This window comes from Dietzia psychralcaliphila (genome assembly GCF_003096095.1).
Lineage (GTDB): Bacteria > Actinomycetota > Actinomycetes > Mycobacteriales > Mycobacteriaceae > Dietzia > Dietzia psychralcaliphila.
Genome location: NZ_CP015453.1, coordinates 217920 through 237064 on the forward strand (window position 1 = coordinate 217920; position 19145 = coordinate 237064).

Annotated in this window: 20 protein-coding genes; 13 read left to right on the plus strand and 7 right to left on the minus strand. The window is 67.6% G+C overall.

Features of this window, described 5'->3' with window-relative positions:
- Positions 1 to 3 precede the first annotated feature (3 nt).
- Positions 4 to 1317, plus strand: coding sequence for an ISL3 family transposase (locus tag A6048_RS00950; protein WP_107747829.1), 1314 nt, complete (start codon positions 4 to 6; stop codon positions 1315 to 1317).
- 131 nt (positions 1318 to 1448) lie between these two features.
- Here the strand turns inward: A6048_RS00950 and A6048_RS00955 are convergent, their stop codons facing one another.
- Positions 1449 to 2891, minus strand: coding sequence for an IS110 family RNA-guided transposase (locus A6048_RS00955; protein WP_107747830.1), 1443 nt, complete (start codon positions 2889 to 2891; stop codon positions 1449 to 1451).
- Between the two features lie 491 nt (positions 2892 to 3382).
- Here A6048_RS00955 and A6048_RS18755 point away from each other — a divergent pair, with 491 nt between their 5' ends.
- Positions 3383 to 3595 carry a CGNR zinc finger domain-containing protein gene (locus A6048_RS18755; RefSeq protein ID WP_268817308.1) on the plus strand — a complete coding sequence of 71 codons (213 nt, stop codon included), beginning with the start codon at positions 3383 to 3385 and terminating at the stop codon, positions 3593 to 3595.
- Positions 3596 to 3656: 61 nt separating this feature from the next.
- Entirely contained in the window at positions 3657 to 4574 is a 918-nt protein-coding gene (locus tag A6048_RS00965) for a DUF5996 family protein (protein ID WP_107748073.1), read from the plus strand.
- A gap of 25 nt (positions 4575 to 4599) precedes the next feature.
- Here A6048_RS00965 and A6048_RS00970 read toward each other — a convergent pair whose 3' ends face one another.
- Entirely contained in the window at positions 4600 to 4881 is a 282-nt protein-coding gene (locus tag A6048_RS00970) for a hypothetical protein (protein WP_235027249.1), read from the minus strand.
- 186 nt (positions 4882 to 5067) lie between these two features.
- Positions 5068 to 6108, minus strand: coding sequence for a TerC family protein (locus tag A6048_RS00975; protein WP_107747832.1), 1041 nt, complete (start codon positions 6106 to 6108; stop codon positions 5068 to 5070).
- A gap of 436 nt (positions 6109 to 6544) precedes the next feature.
- Here A6048_RS00975 and A6048_RS00980 point away from each other — a divergent pair, with 436 nt between their 5' ends.
- From A6048_RS00980 to A6048_RS00990, 3 genes are read left to right on the plus strand one after another with little or no spacing between them, the layout of a single operon-like run.
- Entirely contained in the window at positions 6545 to 7954 is a 1410-nt protein-coding gene (locus A6048_RS00980) for a hemolysin family protein (RefSeq protein WP_107747833.1), read from the plus strand.
- Positions 7954 to 9063, plus strand: a complete 1110-nt coding sequence (locus A6048_RS00985; protein WP_107747834.1) for a CNNM domain-containing protein — start codon at positions 7954 to 7956, stop codon at positions 9061 to 9063. The genes A6048_RS00980 and A6048_RS00985 overlap by 1 nt, the downstream gene beginning before the upstream one ends.
- Complete coding sequence (locus A6048_RS00990; protein ID WP_235027248.1) at positions 9060 to 9749, plus strand: DedA family protein; 690 nt, start codon at positions 9060 to 9062, stop codon at positions 9747 to 9749. The genes A6048_RS00985 and A6048_RS00990 overlap by 4 nt, the downstream gene beginning before the upstream one ends.
- Before the next feature lie 64 nt (positions 9750 to 9813).
- Here A6048_RS00990 and A6048_RS00995 read toward each other — a convergent pair whose 3' ends face one another.
- Positions 9814 to 10098 (minus strand): DUF1330 domain-containing protein, encoded by a 285-nt coding sequence (locus tag A6048_RS00995; protein ID WP_107747835.1) that lies wholly within the window; start codon positions 10096 to 10098, stop codon positions 9814 to 9816.
- 165 nt (positions 10099 to 10263) lie between these two features.
- On the opposite strand from A6048_RS00995, the gene A6048_RS01000 reads away from it, so the two are divergent.
- The 7 genes from A6048_RS01000 to A6048_RS01025 all read left to right on the plus strand — a co-directional run bounded on the left by A6048_RS01000 (position 10264) and on the right by A6048_RS01025 (position 15801).
- Positions 10264 to 10935 (plus strand): TetR/AcrR family transcriptional regulator, encoded by a 672-nt coding sequence (locus A6048_RS01000; RefSeq protein WP_146166356.1) that lies wholly within the window; start codon positions 10264 to 10266, stop codon positions 10933 to 10935.
- 8 nt (positions 10936 to 10943) lie between these two features.
- Positions 10944 to 11852 carry an ABC transporter ATP-binding protein gene (locus A6048_RS01005; RefSeq protein WP_107748075.1) on the plus strand — a complete coding sequence of 303 codons (909 nt, stop codon included), beginning with the start codon at positions 10944 to 10946 and terminating at the stop codon, positions 11850 to 11852.
- A complete protein-coding gene (locus A6048_RS01010; RefSeq protein ID WP_107747837.1) occupies positions 11849 to 13558 on the plus strand; it encodes an ABC transporter permease in 1710 nt (569 codons plus the stop codon). The genes A6048_RS01005 and A6048_RS01010 overlap by 4 nt, the downstream gene beginning before the upstream one ends.
- A gap of 148 nt (positions 13559 to 13706) precedes the next feature.
- Positions 13707 to 14336: a nucleotidyltransferase domain-containing protein gene (locus tag A6048_RS01015; RefSeq protein ID WP_107748076.1), complete on the plus strand. Its 630-nt coding sequence runs from the start codon at positions 13707 to 13709 to the stop codon at positions 14334 to 14336.
- The gene (locus tag A6048_RS01020; RefSeq protein ID WP_107747838.1) at positions 14336 to 14722 is read left to right on the plus strand and encodes a hypothetical protein; all 387 of its coding nucleotides are present in this window, start codon (positions 14336 to 14338) and stop codon (positions 14720 to 14722) included. Before A6048_RS01015 ends, A6048_RS01020 begins: the two co-directional genes overlap by 1 nt.
- Before the next feature lie 40 nt (positions 14723 to 14762).
- Complete coding sequence (locus A6048_RS18155; protein WP_162533917.1) at positions 14763 to 15044, plus strand: hypothetical protein; 282 nt, start codon at positions 14763 to 14765, stop codon at positions 15042 to 15044.
- 76 nt (positions 15045 to 15120) lie between these two features.
- The gene (locus A6048_RS01025) at positions 15121 to 15801 is read left to right on the plus strand and encodes a TetR/AcrR family transcriptional regulator (RefSeq protein WP_159110318.1); all 681 of its coding nucleotides are present in this window, start codon (positions 15121 to 15123) and stop codon (positions 15799 to 15801) included.
- A gap of 31 nt (positions 15802 to 15832) precedes the next feature.
- Here A6048_RS01025 and A6048_RS01030 read toward each other — a convergent pair whose 3' ends face one another.
- Genes A6048_RS01030 through A6048_RS01040 form a run of 3 tightly spaced genes read right to left on the minus strand, consistent with a single transcriptional unit; the run spans position 15833 to position 19030 of the window.
- Positions 15833 to 17323, minus strand: coding sequence for a sodium:solute symporter family transporter (locus tag A6048_RS01030; protein ID WP_107747840.1), 1491 nt, complete (start codon positions 17321 to 17323; stop codon positions 15833 to 15835).
- A complete protein-coding gene (locus A6048_RS01035) occupies positions 17320 to 18369 on the minus strand; it encodes an isopenicillin N synthase family dioxygenase (protein ID WP_107747841.1) in 1050 nt (349 codons plus the stop codon). Before A6048_RS01035 ends, A6048_RS01030 begins: the two co-directional genes overlap by 4 nt.
- The gene (locus A6048_RS01040; RefSeq protein WP_107747842.1) at positions 18362 to 19030 is read right to left on the minus strand and encodes a hypothetical protein; all 669 of its coding nucleotides are present in this window, start codon (positions 19028 to 19030) and stop codon (positions 18362 to 18364) included. The genes A6048_RS01035 and A6048_RS01040 overlap by 8 nt, the downstream gene beginning before the upstream one ends.
- Positions 19031 to 19145 lie beyond the last annotated feature (115 nt).

Consider the following 19145-nt stretch of genomic DNA (forward strand, 5'->3'; position numbering starts at 1 on the left):
GCTTTGAACGCTACCGCCAGCCTGCTTGCCGACACCATCTGCCGCACCGTCGAGCTCGGGGTGACGATCACCGACGCCGCGGTGGCCGACGAGTTCACGCACCTGTTCTGCTCCCCGGTCACGCTGGACCCGGTGTGCGCCGACTGCGGGACGGAGGGGAGGCTGCGTGACCACATCGAGCGGAAGGTGACCGATCTGCCGATCGTCGGCCATCCCACCAGACTGCACGTACGCGTACCACGCTTCACCTGCGACAACACCGAGTGCGCTACGAGGATTTTCCAGCAGCGCATGCCTGATTTGGCCGAGCCGCGGGCCAAGACCACCCGCCGGTGCAGCCGCTGGATTCTGCAGCGCCTGGCGATCGACCGCACCAGCGTGGCCGCCGTCGCGAAGGCCCTCGGGCTGGGCTGGGATCTGGTCAACGACCTGGCGGTCTCCGAGACCCGCGCCATGGTCTACGACCAGCCCGGACACTTCGATGGCGTCCGCGTTCTCGGGGTCGATGAGCACAAATGGAAGCACGTGCGCGGCGACGGCAGCAGCTCGTTCGTCACCGTCTTGGTGGACCTGACCCCGGTCGTGGACGGCACCGGCCCGTCTCGTCTGTTGGACATGATCCCCGGGCGCTCGGCGAAGGTCCTCACCGAGTGGCTCAACGCCCGCGACCAGGTGTTTCGAGATCGAGTCAAGGTGGTCACGATGGACGGGTTCGCCGGCTACCACTCCGCCGCAGCCAAGGCCGTGCCCGCAGCACGCACGGTGATGGACCCGTTCCACGTCGTGCATCTTGCCGCCGCCAAGCTCACCGTGTGCCGCCAACGGATCCAGCAGGCCACCACCGGACACCGGGGCCGCACCGGCGATCCGCTGTACGGCATCCGCCGCACCCTGCGCACCCGCGCTGAGCTGCTTACCGACAAGCAGAAAGTCCGCTTGTTCAAGGCGTTCACCGCCAATGACGCGCACGCGGCGGTGGAGGTCACCTACAGCGTCTACCAGCGACTCATCGCCGCCTACGAGGCCTCGGGCAGGCGGGAGGGCAAGATCGCGATGTACAAGCTCCTCAAGTCGATCCGGGCCGGGGTGCCCAAGGAGCTGCCCGAGCTCGCCCAGCTGGGCCGGTCGCTATGGAAGCGCCGCCGCGAGATCCTCGCCTACTTCGACGTGGGCGCCTCCAACGGCCCCGTCGAGGCCATCAACGGCAGGCTCGAACACCTCCGCGGAATCGCCCTGGGCTTCCGGAACCTCAAGCACTACATCTTGCGGTCACTGATTCACTCCGGACAGCTGCGGGATCGGATCAATGCACTCTGAATCCGGAAGAGATTCCCTAACGATTGTCAACCCCCCTCAGGATGGTCCTGTCGGGATGCATGTCGAGGCGCCGTAGAGCGCCGGGCTCTACGGCTGATCTGGGGCCTCGTGGTGGCGAGGCGAGGGAGGGGTCAGGCTGCCAGTCGGGCTCTCCTTTGGGCGGTGGTGTGGTTGCGGTGGCGGGCGCGGACTTCCGCGGGCACCTGGTAGCGCTCGCGGACGATGGCCCGAGCCTGGGTGATGTCGAGGATCGCGCCGTCGTCGTCGCGGTACTCGTAGGGCGCGTTGCGGTGCACGACGATCCAGATCCGCTCGGCGAGCTTGCGGGCGACCGCGCACACGGCCTTGTTGTGGTGCTGACCCTTGTCGACCATGAGCCGGTGGTACACCCGAGCGAGCTGCGGGTCGGATGTGCGTGCCGCATTCGCGGCGAGGAACACCGCCATCCGCAAAGCCGACGGGCCTTCCTTGCTGATCGCGCGATGTTTGTGCTCCATGGTTCCCGACGACCAGTTCGATGGGGTCAGTCCGCAGTAGGAGGCGAAGTCCTCGGGGCGGGCGAAACGGGACCCGTCGCCGAGCCAGCCACGAATCGTCGCCGCGGTGATCGGGCCGGTCCCCGGCACCGAGAGCAGCAGATCATCGGGGCCGTAGAAGGCGTGCCAGAGCCCGTCGAGTTGCTCGGTGTAGCGGTCGAATCGGTCCGCGGCCTGATCGATGTCGGCGAGCATTCCAGCTACTTTCGACCTCCAGAAATCGAGGTCATAGTAGTCCTCGAGGATGCTCACCCAGGCTGCCGCGGCACTGCGCAGTTGGTCAGCGATCTGCTCTTGTCGGCCACTACAGTAGGAGTGTTGGCGCAGCACCGCGGCGATCGTGGACCGGTGTGCTCGGGCCAGGGCTCGCAGGTCAGGCCACCGCCCCAGCACCGCCAACGTGCGGGTACGAGATCCGGCGAGAATCTTGTCGATGTCCGGAACGGTGGCGGCGACGTAAGAACGAAGTCGGCGCCAGCACTGGTCGTAGTGCACGCGGGCATCGCCCCGCGAAAGGGCCGAGCGTTTGATGGCCTCGGAACCGACGTCGGCGACGACGAGCGGTTCAAGGTCGAACAAGTCGAGCGCCTTGGCCAGCAGATGCGCATCGATGACGTCGGACTTGTTCTTGCCGGCCACCGCTGCGCGCAGTCGAGAGGAGTGCCTGGTGCCGATCAGGTAGAACCGGCCGCCGGCGGCGCCGACCGCAGCCTGGATACCAACCCAGGTCAGGGAAGTCGGTTCAGCGACCACGTCGACGGCGACGTCGACTGCTGCGAGAAACCTGGTCAGCTCGTTCATCCCGGCCGCGGTGCTCGGGATGGTCTTGCGGGTTGTTCGTGTCGTGCCGTCGTTGCGATATTCGATCAGCTCGCACTGGTGATTCGCCACGATCGCGCAGTCGATCCCGGCGCGGGCCTGAATCGTTGTGGGACTATGGACTGTGCCCGTTGAAGTCATGGGTTCGGGCTTCCTTCCTGCCACGCTCGCCATAGCGGGACAGTCGAGACGATGTCGCCGGGCGTCCTCGAGCGGCATCGCACGTGCCGGCAGGCTCCACCAAGCCTGCCTGCGACGTCGCAGGAGGGAAGCCCCACAATCATCGCCGCGCCATCGGGTAGAGCGGCCGTGGCTTCCTGTGTACTTATCGGTCTCGGGAGCATCCCGTCGCCGCGGCCCCGCATACTCGAGCCGCTGCCACAGCAGGCCATCGGCGCCCCGCGGCCAGCAATCGGCCGAGAGGTGTCGCCGCCAGGGTGTGCCCGTGCTTACGTGTCATCCGGCGCGACCAGTCGACAGAACACCTCTGCCAGGCCAGTCCGTCAATTCCCTTCAAACGGGCCATGTGGCGGGGCAGATCCGGTGTCGCATTCTCTGTTCACGAGGCACAACCCTCAGCCGACAACCGCGCTCACCGAACCTCTCCCACCGTCAACCCTAGCGGGCTGCTGAGCTGGGAAAACCCAGCACCGAAAACGATATAGGCCCACAAACCCCACCTGCACTTCGCGGCCGACGGCGACGACGTGGTGGAGCGCGTCAGGGCCATCACCGCAGGTGGTCTGGCGATCTTCGCGGTCGAATCGGAGGGCGGTCGTCTGGGGGCCTGCCTCCGATCGGGGTGCCCCGAGGTGTTCGTCGACACCAGCCGGAACGGTGGGCGGCGCTACTGCACTGCCCGGTGCGGCAACCACGACGCTGTCCAACGGCACCGGTCCCCCGGCCGCCGTCGACGCGGATAACGCAGGGTATCGGGGGACGCAGGGGGTGTCGTCCGGGCCCGAGATCGGGGATCATGTGTCGATGGACACACGAGTCGAGCCCTGGCCGGACCTGCCCCTCGAGTCGTGGATCGACACCAGGGACACACTTCACCTGTGGACCCAGATCGTCGGCAAGACGCGCATGGCCCTCGGGCCGGAGATCAACCACTGGTGGGGTGTCCCGCTGTACGTGGACGCTCGGGGGCTCACCACGTCTCTGATGGTCGCCGGAGGCCGAGGCCTGGAGATCCGCTTCGACTTCGTCAGTCACGAACTCCTGCTCCTCGTCACCGACGGCAGCACCCGTCGGATGGCGCTCGAACCGGGGACCGTCGCCGATTTCCACGCCGAGTACACCGGCCACCTGGCCGATCTCGGGTTCGACGTGACCATCGTCGGGACCCCGGTCGAGTTGCCGGAGGTGATCCCGTTCGCCGAGGACACCACGCACGCGTCGTACGACGCCGACGCGGTGGCCCGTTTCTGGAGGTCGCTGGTCAGCGCGCACGGAGTCCTGTCCGCGTTCCGCGGCGGGTTCCGGGGAAAGTCCTCACCCGTCCACTTCTTCTGGGGTGCATTCGATCTGGCCGTCACCCGGTTCTCCGGACGCTCCGCCCCCGAGCACCCCGGTGGCGTCCCGAACTGCCCGGACCGGGTCATGCACGAGGCCTACAGCGACGAGGTGTCGAGCGCGGGGTACTGGCCGGGTGGTGCGGAGGAGGGCGTTTTCTACGCGTACGCCTATCCCCACCCCGAGGGGTACGACTCCCATCCGGCGGTCGAGGCCCCCGCGTACTGGGACACCGGGCTTGGTGAATACGTGCTGCCGTACCACCTCGTGCGACAGGCGCCGGATCCCGACGCCATGGTCCTGACATTCCTCGAACAGACCCATCGCGCGGCGGAGGAGACGGCGGGCTGGGCCCGGGTCCGGGTTCCCCGGTCCGGCAGCAACTAGGCGGAACAGAGCTTCAGGGGCACTACTACGCGCTGTTGGTCGCGGCGAAGACGAGAAACGCCACGAACAGTGCCGCCAGTCCCAGGCCGATGCCGATGACGGCGTCACGGTGGTTCGACGCCTCGCCTTGGTCTACTCGTTTCAGACCGACCCAGCCACTGGCGAGGGCGACCACTGCGGCGGCGATGGTGATCGCGCCGCCGATGAAGGGCACCAGGGAGGCCAGCGCGGCGATGATTCCGGTGACCAGTGAGGTGGTCCCGGCGCCGTTGCGGTACGACGTGCCGGTGAAGTGGTCTTCGGTCACTGGGCCTCCCATGCACTGTCGAGGTGACTGACTGGTTCTCGCAACAGACTCGCCGCGACCGCCTCGAATGCTACCGCCGCCCGCTCGCCTCCGGTTCCTGCCAGGGAAGGCTCGCGGTAGGCGAGCCCGTCGAGCCGACTTGCTCCGCGCGTCCGAACAGCAACCCGAGTTCGCACGACTTGCCGGTCACCGTTTCCCGAACTCATCGGCTGTGGCTCCACCTCGCACCCGCCAGAGGGGGTCGAGGGCGGCGTCCTCCTCGGCGGTGGCGACCCTGAAGGGGGGTTCGGTCGGCGTGGGCAGGCCCTGACGTTCCTGGCCCCTGGTGGCGCGAAGGCTTGCGACGACCGAGACGGTGAGAATTGCCGCGATGACCGCGAGGGAGATGGCGGTGGGGATGTAGAACACATCGATCTTGAGCAGCATCTTGACGCCCACCCACATCAGGACCAGGGCCAGGCCGATCTTGAGGTAGACGAATCGGTGGATGAGATCGGCCAGCAGGAAATACATCGCTCGCAGGCCCAGGATGGCGAAGGCATTGGCGGTGAAGACCAGGAACACCTCGTCGGTGACGGCGAAGATGGCGGGGATCGAATCGACGGCAAAAACGATGTCGGTGGTCTCGATGAGCACCAGCACGGCCAGCAGGGGAGTGGCCATGATGAGCCCGCCCTTGCGGACCAGCAGGCGTTGGCCGTGGAAGGTATCGGTCATGGGGACCAGGCGACGGAACGCTGTGAGGACTCGGGACTGGTCGGGGTTGAGGTGCTCGTCGCGCTGACGGATCATCCGGAAGCCGGTGTACAGCAGGAATGCGGCGAAGAGGTAGAGCACCCAGGAGAAGTTGGCGATGAGTACCGCGCCGCCGGCGATGAAGATCCCGCGGAAGACCAGCGCACCGAGCACACCCAGGAACAGCACGCGGTGCTGGAACTGGGCCGGGACCGCGAAGTGGGCGAAGATGATGGCCCACACGAAGACGTTGTCCACCGCGAGGGACTTCTCGATGAGGTAGCCGGCGAAGTACTGCTGGCCGAACTCGGCGCCCCAGAACGCCCAGATGATCGCGCCGAAGCCCACGCCGAGCGCGACCCAGACAGCCGACCACGTGGCGGCTTCTCGGACGCCGATGACGTGAGCCTTGCGGTGGGCGACGAGGTCGATCGCCAGCATCACGACGATGAACGCCAGGACGGCAAGCCAGAGCCAAAGGGGGGTGTGCATAGTCAGGGGCCTTTCGATCAAGAGTGATCGAAGGTCTCTCCCGACCCTTACGGGCCCGCTCCGCCGGGTCCGAGGACCGTAGTGACGACGAAACGCGTGAGGGATACTCCCCTTCTGGTGCAGTTCAGTTAACCACAGACGGGCGAGGTGTCGCAGGGCCAGTCGCTGGCGGGGGAGGCGTGGTCGGGTTCGCCTTCACGCGGGGTGGGTGCGCCGGGTAGGTGCGCCGGGTGGCCGCACCGACCGTCTTGCGTAATACTCGGAGTCGACGAGTTCGTCTATCTCAGACTTGGAGCGAGTGAAATCCCCTGATGGGTACCCCCTGCGAGAGGCCCGGGTCGGTTGACGACCCGGGCCCGAGTTGTCCCTGGCCGTTGTCACCGCGGAATCCGTGGTCGCTGCACCGTGAACCGCGATCACGTGAGCGAGCGTTCTGATGGGCGTGACGCTCCTGATGCTGCTGCTGGGAATCCTGGTGATCCTGGCGATCATCGCGGCGAACGGCTACTTCGTGGCCCAGGAGTTCGCCTACATGTCCGTGGACAGGAACAGGCTCAAGGCGCGGGCGGAGGCGGGGGACGTCTCGGCAGCGCGGGCGCTGAAGGTCACCCAGCGGACCTCGTTCATGCTCTCGGGTGCCCAGCTGGGGATCACGGTCACCGGACTGCTGGTGGGGTTCGTGGCCGAACCCCTGGTGGGCCAATCTCTCGGAACCCTGTTGGGTGGGGCCGGCGTCCCCGCCGCGGTCGGTGTGACGGTGGGTACCGTGCTGGCGTTGATCGCCGCGACGGTGGTGCAGATGATCTTCGGCGAGTTGTATCCCAAGAACCTGGCGCTGGCCAGCCCGGAGCCCCTGGCCCGCGGTCTGGCCAGGTCGACCACCGTCTACCTCACAGTGTTCGGGTGGCTCATCGTGGTGTTCGACCGGTCGGCCGACCTGTTGCTCAAGATGGTCGGGGTCACACCGGTCCACGATCTGGACACCACCGCCACGGCGGAGGACCTCGAACGCATCGTTGCTGACGCCAGGGGCAGTGGTGATCTGCCCGAGAATCTCTCCGTCCTCATCGACAGAATTCTGGACTTTCCGGATCGCACGGTCGAGCACGCGATGGTTCCGAGGTCTCAGACCAGCGTGATCTCACCAGATGCCACGGTCGGGGAGGTGAAGGTGATGATGGCCACCGGACACACCCGATATCCCGTGGTCACCGACGAGCAGGAGCCGGTGGGAGTGGTGCAGTTGGTGGATGTGCTCGGGTGGACTCTGGAGCCCGATGCGCCGGTCACCGAGCTCATGCGCCCGGTTGTGGTGGTCCCCTCGTTGATGTCGCTACCGGATGCGCTGTTCAGCTTGACCGATTCAGAGGCCCAGCTCGCCGCGGTAGTGGACGAGTACGGGGGTTTCGCCGGCGTGATCACCATCGAAGACCTCGCCGAGGAGTTGATCGGCGAACTGTCCGACGAGCACGACGTCGAGGCGGATTCGGTGATCTCCCGCGAGGGTGAGAGCTGCTGGCGGATGGATGGCGACGTCCACATCGACGAGGCCGAGCGGGCACTTGGACACACACTTCCCGAGGGCGACTACGAGACCATGGCGGGTCTGGCGATCGCCGCGCACGGGCGCCTGCCCGAGGTGGGGCAGACAGTGCGGGTTGATCTGCCGATCGATCCCCGCGAGCTGATCGCCGACCATCCACGGGAAGTGGCTCTGGACATCGAGGTGCTCGAGTTGGCGCGGTTGGTGCCCAGTGAGCTGAGGATTCGTCTTCTGGAACGCGGTGGCGCCGTCTCCATCGACGCCGGTGATGACGACGCGACTGGCAAGGGCGAGGTGCGGTGATGGGAAACCCGTTGGTTGTCACGGCTGTTACTACGGCGCTCATCGTCTTGAGCGCGTTCTTCGTCGTGATCGAATTCGCACTTCTCGGCGCGCGCCAACACCGGCTCGAGAAGGATGCGGCGACCAGTGCATCCGCCCGCGCGGCGCTTCGCGGGATGAACGAGCTGACCCTCATGCTCGCCGGTGCCCAGTTGGGCATCACGGTCTGTACGTTCGCCCTCGGTGCGGTCACCAAGCCCGCCGTGGACTCGTGGCTCGGCCCGGTCTTCACTTCGTGGGGCGCACCGGCCCAACTCGCTGGTGGCGTGGCGTTCGGGCTGTCGTTGCTCCTGGTGACCTTCCTGCATCTGGTGGTGGGGGAGATGGCGCCGAAGTCGTGGGCGATCGCGCACCCGGAGTTCGCCGCCAAGTTCATCGGCCTGCCCTCGAGAGGGTTCATCTGGGTGTTCCGCCCGCTGCTGCGGTGGGTCAACGCAGTAGCCAACCGCCTCGTCTCCGCCAGTGGCGTCACGCCCGTTGAGCGTGCCGCCGTGGGTGGGCAGGACGCGGCCACCATCCGCCAGCTCGTCGAACACTCGGCGACGGCGGGTTCCCTCGACAACTCGTTCAGATCCCCGTTGTCCGGTGCGCTCGGGTTGGACCAGTTGGACATCGGAGCACTCGTCGATACCTCGACGGCACCCACCGCGGTCCCGGCCGGAGCCACCGTGGCCCAGGTCCAACAGGCCGCAACGCGCACCGGCCACACGCGGGTGCTACTCCAGGACGACAATTCGCCCACCCCGGAGGTGGTTCATGTGCGTGACACGTTGATGGAGCCCGCAGACGTGCACGCACGTGACTTTGCGCGCCCGGTGATGGTGTTCGACGCTCGCACGCCGGTGTACGAGGCGCTCGCCGAGGCTCGCGAGCGCAGCGAACAGCTTGCCGCGGTGACGGACCAGGGCCGGTTCATCGGAGTGATCACCATCTCCGACATCCTCAGGCATCTCCTGCCCCAGGACTCCGGGCGCGCCGGTGCGCGGCGACCCGTCCCGTCGTCGGAGGAACCACCGAAGTCCGACCCTGAGTCGCCCCCGAGTGGCACGCAGAAGGGTAGTGAGAGGTGATCAGTCTTGCCGCCCCGACCGCGACCACCAATCCCGCCGAAGGGTACAGCGGGTTCATCGGGTGGGTCCTGAACCTCATGGAGAGCCTGGGCGAGGTCGGGGTCGGTCTTGCAATTTTGTTGGAGACATTCCTTCCCCCGATCCCGTCGGAGGCGGTGCTGCCGGTGGCAGGATTCCTGGCCTACGAGGGTCGGATGAGCTTCTGGATCGCCTGGGCCGCGGCGACGGCGGGGGCGCTGCTGGGCGCCTGGATCTGGTACGTCATCGGAGCCGCGCTCGGCCGGGACCGGACAAGGCGTCTCGTCGGGAGTACTCCGCTTCTGGACTTCGAGGACTTCGACAAAGCGGAGACATTCTTCCGCCGATGGGGCGGTGTCGCCGTATTGCTCGGGCGATGTGTTCCCCTGGTGCGCTCGTTCGTCTCGATTCCAGCGGGAATCGAGCGAATGCCATTCCTGCACTTCACGGCGTACACGGCGATCGGGTCGGGCATATGGAACGCGATCTGGATAGGAATGGGATTCGCGTTCGGCCCCGCGATCAAACCAGCGCTCGAACAGTGGAGCGGGATACTGTCCAACGTCGTGCTCGTCATCCTCGCAATACTGCTCGGATGGTTCGTGATCGGCAGGCTTCGGCAGATCGGAAAGAAGAACCGGGAATCGGCTCCCACCGGTGCGATGTGAGGATGAAGGTCCTCGGCGAGAGCCCCCTCGGCACAGCCCTCGGAGCCACGTTCCTGTCTGGGTTCTAGGCCAGCCGTAGGACGTCAGTTCGAGCGATCGAGGCCTCACGTTCGTGCTCGAGCCGGATACGGCGAGGGTCCGACATGAATGCGTCGAGGGCCCGGGCGTCCGGGAAATCGATGCGCTGCACTTCGGACGGATCTGCGTCCGACTCACGAAGGACCTGATCGCGCGAACAGACGGTTCCGCCGTGTTCGGCAATAAGGGGAAGGACCCGGTTCTCGTACCGGAGCAGGGCGCCCTCCCTGCCGGGGTACGGCCACAGGAGAACGCAGAGTCGCACGGTCACGTACCAACCATAATCGCGTGAGGCAGTGTGACGCTCGAAGCGAGAGAACCGCCGGCCCCCTGAACCGCCAGCCCCTGAACCGTCACCCCCCGAACCGTCGTTGACTGACTGTTCAGTCAGGGCTACGCTGACTGAATAATCAGTCAGCGACGAGAGGTGGTAGCTGTGCCCGAGGACGAGCCGGCCCGCAGCGGGGCCGATCGAAGTGGAGCCGACCGCATCCTGGACGCCGCGATCTCCGGGTTCGGCGAGCACGGTGTCAAGGGGACCAGCCTCAAGACCATCGCCGCCGAGGCGGGTGTCTCGCAGGCGCTGATCCTCCACCACTTCGGGAGCAAGGACCGGCTGCACCAGGCCTGCGACGAGCACGTGGTGCGGCTGGTGCGCCAGGGCAAGGAGTCAGCGATGGGCCAGGGCCCGCAGCTGGATCCGCTCCTCGCGCTGCGGCAGATCGAGGACAGTCGCCCTCTGCTGCGCTACCTCGCCCGAACCCTCTCAGAGGGGGGCGATCACATCGCACACCTCATAGACGAGATGGTCGCCGACGCGGAGGTCTACACCGGCGCCGCCGTCGAGGCCGGCCTCATCAAGCCCAGCGCCCACCCGCGGGAACGCAACGTCGTGCTGGTGCTCTGGTCGCTGGGATCGCTGGTCCTGCACGAGCACATGAAACGACTGCTCGGCGTGGACTTCCTCGACACCGAGGCCCCGCCGGAGAACCTCGCCCCCTACATGCTCCCGGTCGTGGAGCTGTTCACCCAGGGCGTGTTCGAACCCGGCACCATCGACCGGTTCGCGGACGCCTTCGACACCCTCGACGATCCCGACAAGGAGTAGTGACCACCATGAACGACTTCGTGATCTCCGCGCGAGGGCTGGTCAAGACCTTCGGCACCACGCGCGCCCTCGACGGCCTGGACCTCGAGGTGACGCGGGGGGAGGTGCACGGATTCCTCGGACCCAACGGCGCCGGCAAGTCCACCACCATGCGCGTCCTGCTCGGCCTCCTGCGCGCCGATGGGGGCACCGTCCGACTGCTCGAGGGCGACCCGTGGACGGACGCCGTCGAACTCCACCGCAGACTCGCGTACGTCCCAGGGGACGTGGAACTGTGGCCCAACCTCACCGGCGGGGAGGCGATCGACCTACTCGCCCGACTGCGTGGCCCGCTCGACAAGCGCCGTCGAGACGCCCTGTGCGAGCGCTTCGACCTGGACCCCACCAAGAAGGCCCGCACCTACTCCAAGGGCAACCGGCAGAAGGTGGCGCTGATCTCCGCCCTGACCTCCGACGTGGAACTGCTCCTGCTCGACGAGCCCACCGCGGGCCTCGACCCCCTCATGGAGGTCGTGTTCCAGGACGCGATCGGTGAGGTCAAGGCCGCCGGCCGCACCGTCCTGCTCTCGAGCCACATCCTCGCGCAGGTCGAGGCGCTCGCGGACCGCATCTCCATCGTGCGACTGGGTCGCACCGTGGAGAGCGGGAGCCTGGAGGAGCTGCGCCACATGACCCGCACCACGATGGTCGCCCGTACCGAACGACCATCGGACGACCTGCGTCGGGTCCCGGGTGTCCACGCCGTGGAGATCGACGACGACGAGGTCCGCTTCCAGGTCGACGGGGACAAGACGGACGAGGCCGTTCGTGCACTCGCCCCACTGGGCGTCCGCTCGCTGGTCGCCCATCCCCCAACCCTCGAGCAGCTGCTCATGCGCCACTACGGCGACGCTGCTGAGGCGGGGACAGCGCGATGACCGGCAGTGCGGCGACCGGCAGTGCGACGACCGGCAGTGCGACGACCGGCAGCGCGACGACAACCCCACCCACGGCCACCCGCGAGCGCGCACACACCACCGGGTCCGCTTCCGCGCTGGCCGGCACCGGCACCCTCGTGCGGTTCTCCCTGCGGCGGGACCGGATCAAGCTCCCGGCCTGGGTGGGCGGCCTCGGCCTGTTCGTGGTCTACATCGGTGCCGCCCTCCCTCAGCTGGCGCCCACCGAGGAGGACCTGGCCGCGGTCGTGCCCCTGTTCACCCAACCGGTCGGGCGGATGTTCACCGGCCCCGCCTTCGGAATGGACGCCCCCACCTTCGAGCGGTTCTTCGCCGCCGGTTACGCCCCGTACCTGTTCCTCCTGGCCGCGCTGATGAACATCATGCTGGTCACCAGGCACACCCGCGTCGAGGAGCAGACCGGCCGCGCCGAGCTGATCCGCGCCAGCGTCACCGGCCGACATTCCGCTCTCACCGCCACCCTGATCGTCGCCGGGATCACCAACGCCCTCGCGTGCGTGGTGGTCGCAGGACTGGCGGTCGCAGGCGGGTTCGCCCCCCTCGGCTCCCTGCTCATCGGGTTGGGCACCGCGCTCACCGGTATGGCGTTCGCCGGGATCTCGGCGGTCACAGCGCAGCTCAGTGCGTACTCGCGGGCGGCCGCGGGAATGGCCGGGCTGGTGCTCGGGGTCTCCTTCATCCTCCGTGCGCTCGGCGACATGGCGGCCGTCGGCGGCACCGCCCTGTCCTGGGCCTCGCCCCTCGGGTGGGCAGCCCAGACGGCCCCCTACGTGTACGACCGCTGGTGGCCGCTGCTCCCCCTCGTCGTCGTCGCCGTGGTCGGTGCCGCCGCCGCGTACGTCCTCCAGTCGCGCCGCGACTTCGGCGCGAGCCTCCTCGCCCCCCGCCCCGGACCCGCGCACGCCGGCCGGTTCCTCGGACAGCCGGTGGGCCTGGCCGCCCGACTCCAGCGGGGCGCCCTGCTCGGGTGGGGCGCGGCCATCGTCGTCCTGGGCACCGTCAACGGCGCGTTCACCGACGCCATGCTCAGCGCGAGCCAGGACATGCCGCAGGCGATGCAGGACATGTTCGGCGCCCAGGGCCTGGTCAACGGCTATGTGTCCTTTCTCGGGTCATTCATCGCCGTCCTCACCGCCGCCTACGTGGTCTACGCGCTGCAGTCCCTCTGGGACGAGGAGGGGCGGGGCCGCGCCGACCTCGTACTGGCCACCCCGGTCAGCCGCGTCTCGTGGGCGGGCGCGCACCTGGACGTGGTTGCGGTGGGTGCGGCGCTCATCCTCCTGGTTACCGGGGTCTTCACGGCGCTCGCCGCCGTGGGCGTCACCGGCGACGGATCGCTCGCCGGCGGGGTGATCGGCGCGCACCTCGGCACCATCCCGGCGGTTCTGGTGGTACTGGGAGTCTGCGCGGTGCTCTACGGCTGGGCGCCGCGCCTGACGGCCCCCGTCGGCTGGGCGGTGGTCGTGCTGATGTTCCTGGTGACCAACTTCGCCGACCTGCTGGACCTTCCCGGGTGGCTCCGGTCGCTCTCGCCACTGCACCACCTCGCGGCGGTCCCGGTGGAGGAGTTCGCCGTGGTGCCGTTCCTGCTCGTCACCGTCCTGGCGGGGTTCCTCGTGGCCGTGGGCCTGGTCGGGTTCCGGCGCCGGCAGGTTGCGGCTGTCTGACAACAAGGCGCAAGGCGGTGGCGATGTCTGCTACGGCCACTGCGGTCCCCGATTGGGTTCGACAGCACGCATAACCACGACGTCGTTCGACATTCTCCAACTATAGTTGTGCTACTCTAACTTTAGTTGGAGAAATGGGGTGTGGAGTGTGCAGCTGAACAAGCCGTTCGCCACGGTGACGCCGACACTGGACGGCGACGTGCTGGCGGTCCTGGCGAGCGCGGACGTCACGTTCACGGTCAGCCAGGTCCAGCGGATCCTCTCCACCGCGTCAGGGGAGGGCATCCGCAAAGTCCTCAACCGCCTCACTGCTCAGGGCGTGGTGCTGCACGACGAAGTGGGCCGGACCCACACCTACCGCCTCAACACCGAGCACCTCGCGACCGAGCCGATCATGGAGCTATCACGGTTGAACTCCACGTTCCTGAGCCGTCTCACCCAGCACCTGGGCGAGTGGGGGACGGCGCTGCGGTACGGCGCGGTGTTCGGGTCGGCGGCGACGGGGCGCATGACGCTCAGTAGCGACATCGACCTGTTCCTGGTGCGCGCCACCGATTACGGGAATGACGTCTGGGAGCAGCGGGTGACTGAACTCGCCCGGCTGGTTACCGCTTGGACCGGCAACGAAGGCCGAATCGTCGAGTTCGCCGAGGACGAGTTCCGCGCTGCGGTCGACGCAGGTGAGCCCCTGCTCGATGACGTGGCACAGCAGGGCCTGACCGTCGCGGGGACACGGGCCTGGTTCATCGCGCAGCTGCGCTCGGGAAGGAGGTCGTGATGGCGGGGCAGCGGAACTGCGATGCGGTGGTCACCGCGGGGCGTCTGTCCAAAGCGAACGAGTTCTTTGACGCCGCAGACCATCTCGGACTGGATATGCCCAACGCCGCCGGGGACCTGTACGTGGACGCGGGTATCGCCGCCTCGGACGTCATCTGCTGCGTGCGGCTGGGCGTGCATTCCAACACCGGCAACCACAGCGAGGCCGTCGCCTTGCTGAAGCTGGCGGACAGCGGATCCGAGCGACATCTGAACACCCTGCTCAACCTGAAGAACAAGGCTGCCTACACGCACCAGGACTTGACCGACGCGGAGTTGAAGAAGATGAGCCGTGCGGCAGATCACCTGGTCGAGGCCGCCAAACAAGCAGTGGCCGCCCGCGGGTAGTTCGCAGTTCGCCGCTTGTGTACGGCGTCGTTGCCAATGGGTGGGGACCCGCTGGCGACGAACCGTGCTGTACGGCTGGGCGCCGCGGCTGACGGCCCCCGTCGGCTGGGCGGTGGTCGCGCTGATGTTCCTGGTGACCAACTTCGCTGACCTGCTGGACCTTCCCGGGTGGCTCCGGTCCCTCTCGCCACTGCACCACCTCGCGGCGGTCCCGGTGGAGGAGTTCGCCGTGGTGCCGTTCCTGCTCGTCACCGTCCTGGCGGGGATCCTCGTGGCCGTGGGCCTGGTCGGGTTCCGGCGCCGGCAGGTTGCGGCTGTCTGAGCGGCCGGAGCGACCAGTCTGCGACCGGCGGCGACCAGCGCGTCGCGCTCGACAGGGGATTGATAACCTCGGCCGGGTGACCAAGACTCGTGGCCGGCCGCGCCGCAACCCCGGGTCGCCGACAGGGCTCGGCAGCGAGCAGGACATCCTGCACGCCGCGGGAGAGCTGTTCGTCACCAGAGGTTTCGGCCGGACCAGCACCCGGGCCATCGCGGAGGGCGCGGGGTTGCAGCAGGCCAGCGTCTACCACTGGTTCGGGTCCAAGGACGAGATCCTGCTCCGGCTGGTGCTCGGCACGGTGATCCCGTCCCATCGGATCGCCGACAGACTGCTGACGAGCGACGCCCCGGGCCACGTCCTGTTGTGGGCGCTGGCGTACGCGGATGCGGGATTGCTGCACGAGGACCCGCAGAATCTGGGGGTCCTCTACTTCGATCCGGAGCTCGACGGCGATCAGTTCAGGGAGTTCCACGAGGTCCGCGACTCACTGCACGAGGCTTACCGGGTCCTGCTCGAACGCACCACGGGGGAGGCCGTCACCGACGTCGACGTGGCGATGCTCGTGGGCCTGGTGGAGAACGTCATCACCTACCGGCGCCGGACGCGGTCCCCGATCCCGGACGACACCCCGGCCCGGGTCGCTGACGCGATGCTGACGCTGGCACGGGTCCCCGAACTCCTCACCGACGAGACGCGGGCCCGGGGAATCGAGATTCTCGGTGCTCTCGACTCCCCGGGCCCGGGGTCTGCCGGGTGACGCCGCTCGCACACGACGCCCCCGCGGGAGGCTAGGTCCTCGCGGGAACCTCGACTCCCCGGTCCGGTGCCGGTTCGTCGACAGCGGGTGTCGACGTGGCCTTCCGGGTGTCGGCCCGGGTATCGGCGGCGGCCACGGCCACGTAGACCACGAGTGACACGGCCGCGGCGAGGAACGTGGTCCAGCCGTCGACGCTCGTGGTGACCACCTCGTTCGGGATGTACAACAGGGTGTTCTCCACCCCGTAGATCGTCGGGGTGAGGACGAAGAACCCGAGACGTACGCCCAGTCCCAGCACCGCCGAGATCACCAGCGCCCTCGTGCTGACCAAGCGTGTCCACAGGGACAGTACGAACGGCACCACGAGGCTCGCGCACAACAGGTCGAAGGTCAGGGTGAGGAGGATCCCGGTGTGGTTCACCCGGAGAGCCACCAGGATCCCGATGGCGGCCACGGGGACCATCGCCCACCGGGACGCCTGGAGCACACTCAGCCGCAGGTTCTTCGTGTCGAGGATGGTGCCCACGACGATGGACGAGGTCGCGAGGAGGATCCCGCTGACCGTGGTGAGTGAGGCCGCCAGCAGGGCTGAGATGACCAGCATCGCGATCGGTGTCGGCACCTGCCCGGTGAGGAGCTGGAACAGGATCGGCGACTCGGAGGTGCTGTCCCCGAGCATCCCGGCCCCGGCCACGGCGACCGCGGCCAACGGGACACACAGGACCACTGTTCCGGCGGCGGCGATCAGGCTCGCGGTCCGGGCGCTCCGGGCGGTCTTGGCCGAGGACACACGCTGGAAGACGTCGATGGCCACCAGGTTGCCGAAGCCCAGAGCGAAGAGCGTCGCCCAGTTGATCGCCGCTCCCGCGGCAGGCGCGGTCAACTGTTCGAGATCGGAGATGCCGAGCCCTTCCGGCGCCGTGTAACCGGGGCCGAGGAACATCCAGAGCGTCAGGCCGACGAACCCGACCGCCATGACCACCATGAGGAACAGTCCCGTGTACACGGACGCGAACATCCCGCCGACCATCGTGTAGGCCAAGATCGCCATGGTGACGAACACGATCGCGACCCAGTAGGGGACTCCGACGAAGTGGTCCATCATGTGCCCCAGGGCGACGAGATTGCCCGCCATGAGGATTCCGAAGCTGGAGACAGTCAGGACAGCCGCCAGGACCTCGCCGGTGCGTCCGAAGGTCTGGCGGAAGTATCCGGGCAGCGAGTACAGCTCGCGCTCCCGCACCTTCTCGGCCACGAAAAGCCCCATCAACAGGAATGACACGGCTATACCGAGGGGCATCGCGGCACCGGCCCAGAAGCCGAAGCCGCCCGCGAGATCCGCCGCGCCCACGGTCGCGTTGGAGTCGATCACCTGCGACATCAGCAGGACGGCGACGAGGGGCACGGTCAGCGTCCGCCCCGCGACCGCGAAGTTGTGGTTCTGTCCCTGGACCCTCTTCGAGGACAACAGGCCCAGGACGACGAGCAGGGCGACGGTGCCGCCGATGGCGAGACTGATCATTGCGACTCACCCACCAGGGAGCTCTCGCGCCCGAGCGAGTACAGGGGACGAGCGCCCTCCGGGAGTGCGAGGTCACCGTCCGCGATCCGTCGCCTCAGGTAGGCGAAGCTCTGCGCGGTCTGGGCGAACAGGTGCTCGCCGGCATGCATCGGCTCGTACGTCGCCGAGTTCGACCCGGGGAAGGTCAGGGGAGCGACCACCGTGTCGTAGTCGACGGTGAAGAACAACGGGTAGGAGTAGCGCTCCCGCGAGACCTTCCTGACCCGGTGCGACGTGGCGACGAAGGCGCCGTTGGTCCAGACCTCGAGCAGGTCTCCGATATTGACGACGATCGCGTCCTCGCGGTATGGGACCTCGATCCACTCTCCCCGGCCGTTCATCACCTCCAGCCCGGGAGCGGTGGGCTTCAGCAGCGTCAGCGCCTCGTAGTCGGTGTGCGCACCGATCCCGGGGCGGTCCTCCGCGTCGGGGTTATACGGGTAGTGGATGAGCCGCAACTGCGAGGGCGGCTGGGTCACCGACCCGAGGAACGTGGCGGGGTCGATGTCGAGGTACCGGGCGAATGCCGCGAGCAGCCGCGACCCGAGGGTGAACACTTCGTCGTAGTAGGTCATCACCGCCTCCTCGAACCCTGGCAGTTCCGGCCACTGGTTCGGGCCGAGCAGTGGGTTGCCGGCCAGGTACTCCGGATGGTCAGCCGGTAGATCGATGGACAGGTCGTAGGCCTCCTTGAGGTCCGGGGTGGCGCCGGCGAAGACCTCCTCGCCGATCGGGACGTATCCGCGGTGGTTGGTGGAGTTGCCGATGTACACCTCCTGCTTGACGGCGTCCGGCTGGCTGAAGAACCGCTGCGAGGCCTCGTGCATCGCCCGGAACGTCTCGTCGGCCACTCCGTGGTTGACGATGAGGAGGAAGCCGACGCCTTGGGCGGCCTCGCCGAGTTGGTCGACGCACTCGGCTGAGGGGCCGCCGGGATCGGCGAGCGTGGACACGTCGATGACCGGGATCGACTCGAAGTCGGTGGTGGGACGGTGGGGGTCAGGCATTCCTGGCTCCTTGCTGGATCGGGTGGAAGGACACGGGTGGACCGGAGTGCTCGCCGGCCTGCCAGGAGATGGCGAAGCAGCCGTCGGGTTGAGGGGAGAGGGAGAAGAGCGGAGGCTCGGATGCCGACCACGACGAGTACCGCGCGCGCCAGTCCTGACCGTTGCGCGATCCGATGTGGACCGACGATGGCCGTCCCCCCGCGGGGTCGGCGCCGAGTGCGAGGCCGAAGCGGTCGCCGACACACACGACCAGTGCCTCGGTGCCCTGCTCGTCGACCCCCCTGGCCTCCCACAGCGGTCCGGGTTCGTCGGCGCACTGTTGCCAGAGTTCGACGTAGTCGAGATGTCGGCCCACCTCCAGCAGCCCCCACCCCGGCACGTCGAAGAGCTGACCGATGTCGGCGGCCCCGAAGGCCTCCCCGGCGGCGATGGCGTGTACCCACTCGAACTCGCCGGTGGTGGCGTCCGTGCACTCGAGTCGGCCGGCGAACCCCATGTGGAAAACCCTCGTGCCCGAGGAATCGGTGGAGAACCGGGCATCGCAGAAATAGCGGCTCCCCTGGACCCAGAAGACGTCGGAGCACTGGTCAGGGGTGGCGTCACGGGAGTGGAACAGGTGGCGCCGGTAGACCGCGGGGGCAGGGCGCAGTGCGGGTTCCATATGTCTCCTCCAAATCGATCATTCGATCGGAATTAGTGAAGCTGTGATGCGTTGCGTCGCTGTTACGTCAACGTCAAGGAAGGAGAAATTGGCTGATCCGTGGCACGGGGGAAGC

Excerpts from the sequence above, each read along its gene's own strand:
- A6048_RS00955 (WP_107747830.1), bottom strand. The coding sequence starts at position 2,891 with ATGCCGCTCGAGGACGCCCGGCGACATCGTCTCGACTGTCCCGCTATG.
- A6048_RS00965 (WP_107748073.1), top strand. The coding sequence starts at position 3,657 with ATGGACACACGAGTCGAGCCCTGGCCGGACCTGCCCCTCGAGTCGTGG.
- A6048_RS00975 (WP_107747832.1), bottom strand. The coding sequence starts at position 6,108 with ATGCACACCCCCCTTTGGCTCTGGCTTGCCGTCCTGGCGTTCATCGTC.
- A6048_RS00980 (WP_107747833.1), top strand. The coding sequence starts at position 6,545 with ATGGGCGTGACGCTCCTGATGCTGCTGCTGGGAATCCTGGTGATCCTG.
- A6048_RS00985 (WP_107747834.1), top strand. The coding sequence starts at position 7,954 with ATGGGAAACCCGTTGGTTGTCACGGCTGTTACTACGGCGCTCATCGTC.
- A6048_RS01005 (WP_107748075.1), top strand. The coding sequence starts at position 10,944 with ATGAACGACTTCGTGATCTCCGCGCGAGGGCTGGTCAAGACCTTCGGC.
- A6048_RS01010 (WP_107747837.1), top strand. The coding sequence starts at position 11,849 with ATGACCGGCAGTGCGGCGACCGGCAGTGCGACGACCGGCAGTGCGACG.
- A6048_RS01020 (WP_107747838.1), top strand. The coding sequence starts at position 14,336 with ATGGCGGGGCAGCGGAACTGCGATGCGGTGGTCACCGCGGGGCGTCTG.
- A6048_RS01030 (WP_107747840.1), bottom strand. The coding sequence starts at position 17,323 with ATGATCAGTCTCGCCATCGGCGGCACCGTCGCCCTGCTCGTCGTCCTG.
- A6048_RS01035 (WP_107747841.1), bottom strand. The coding sequence starts at position 18,369 with ATGCCTGACCCCCACCGTCCCACCACCGACTTCGAGTCGATCCCGGTC.
- A6048_RS01040 (WP_107747842.1), bottom strand. The coding sequence starts at position 19,030 with ATGGAACCCGCACTGCGCCCTGCCCCCGCGGTCTACCGGCGCCACCTG.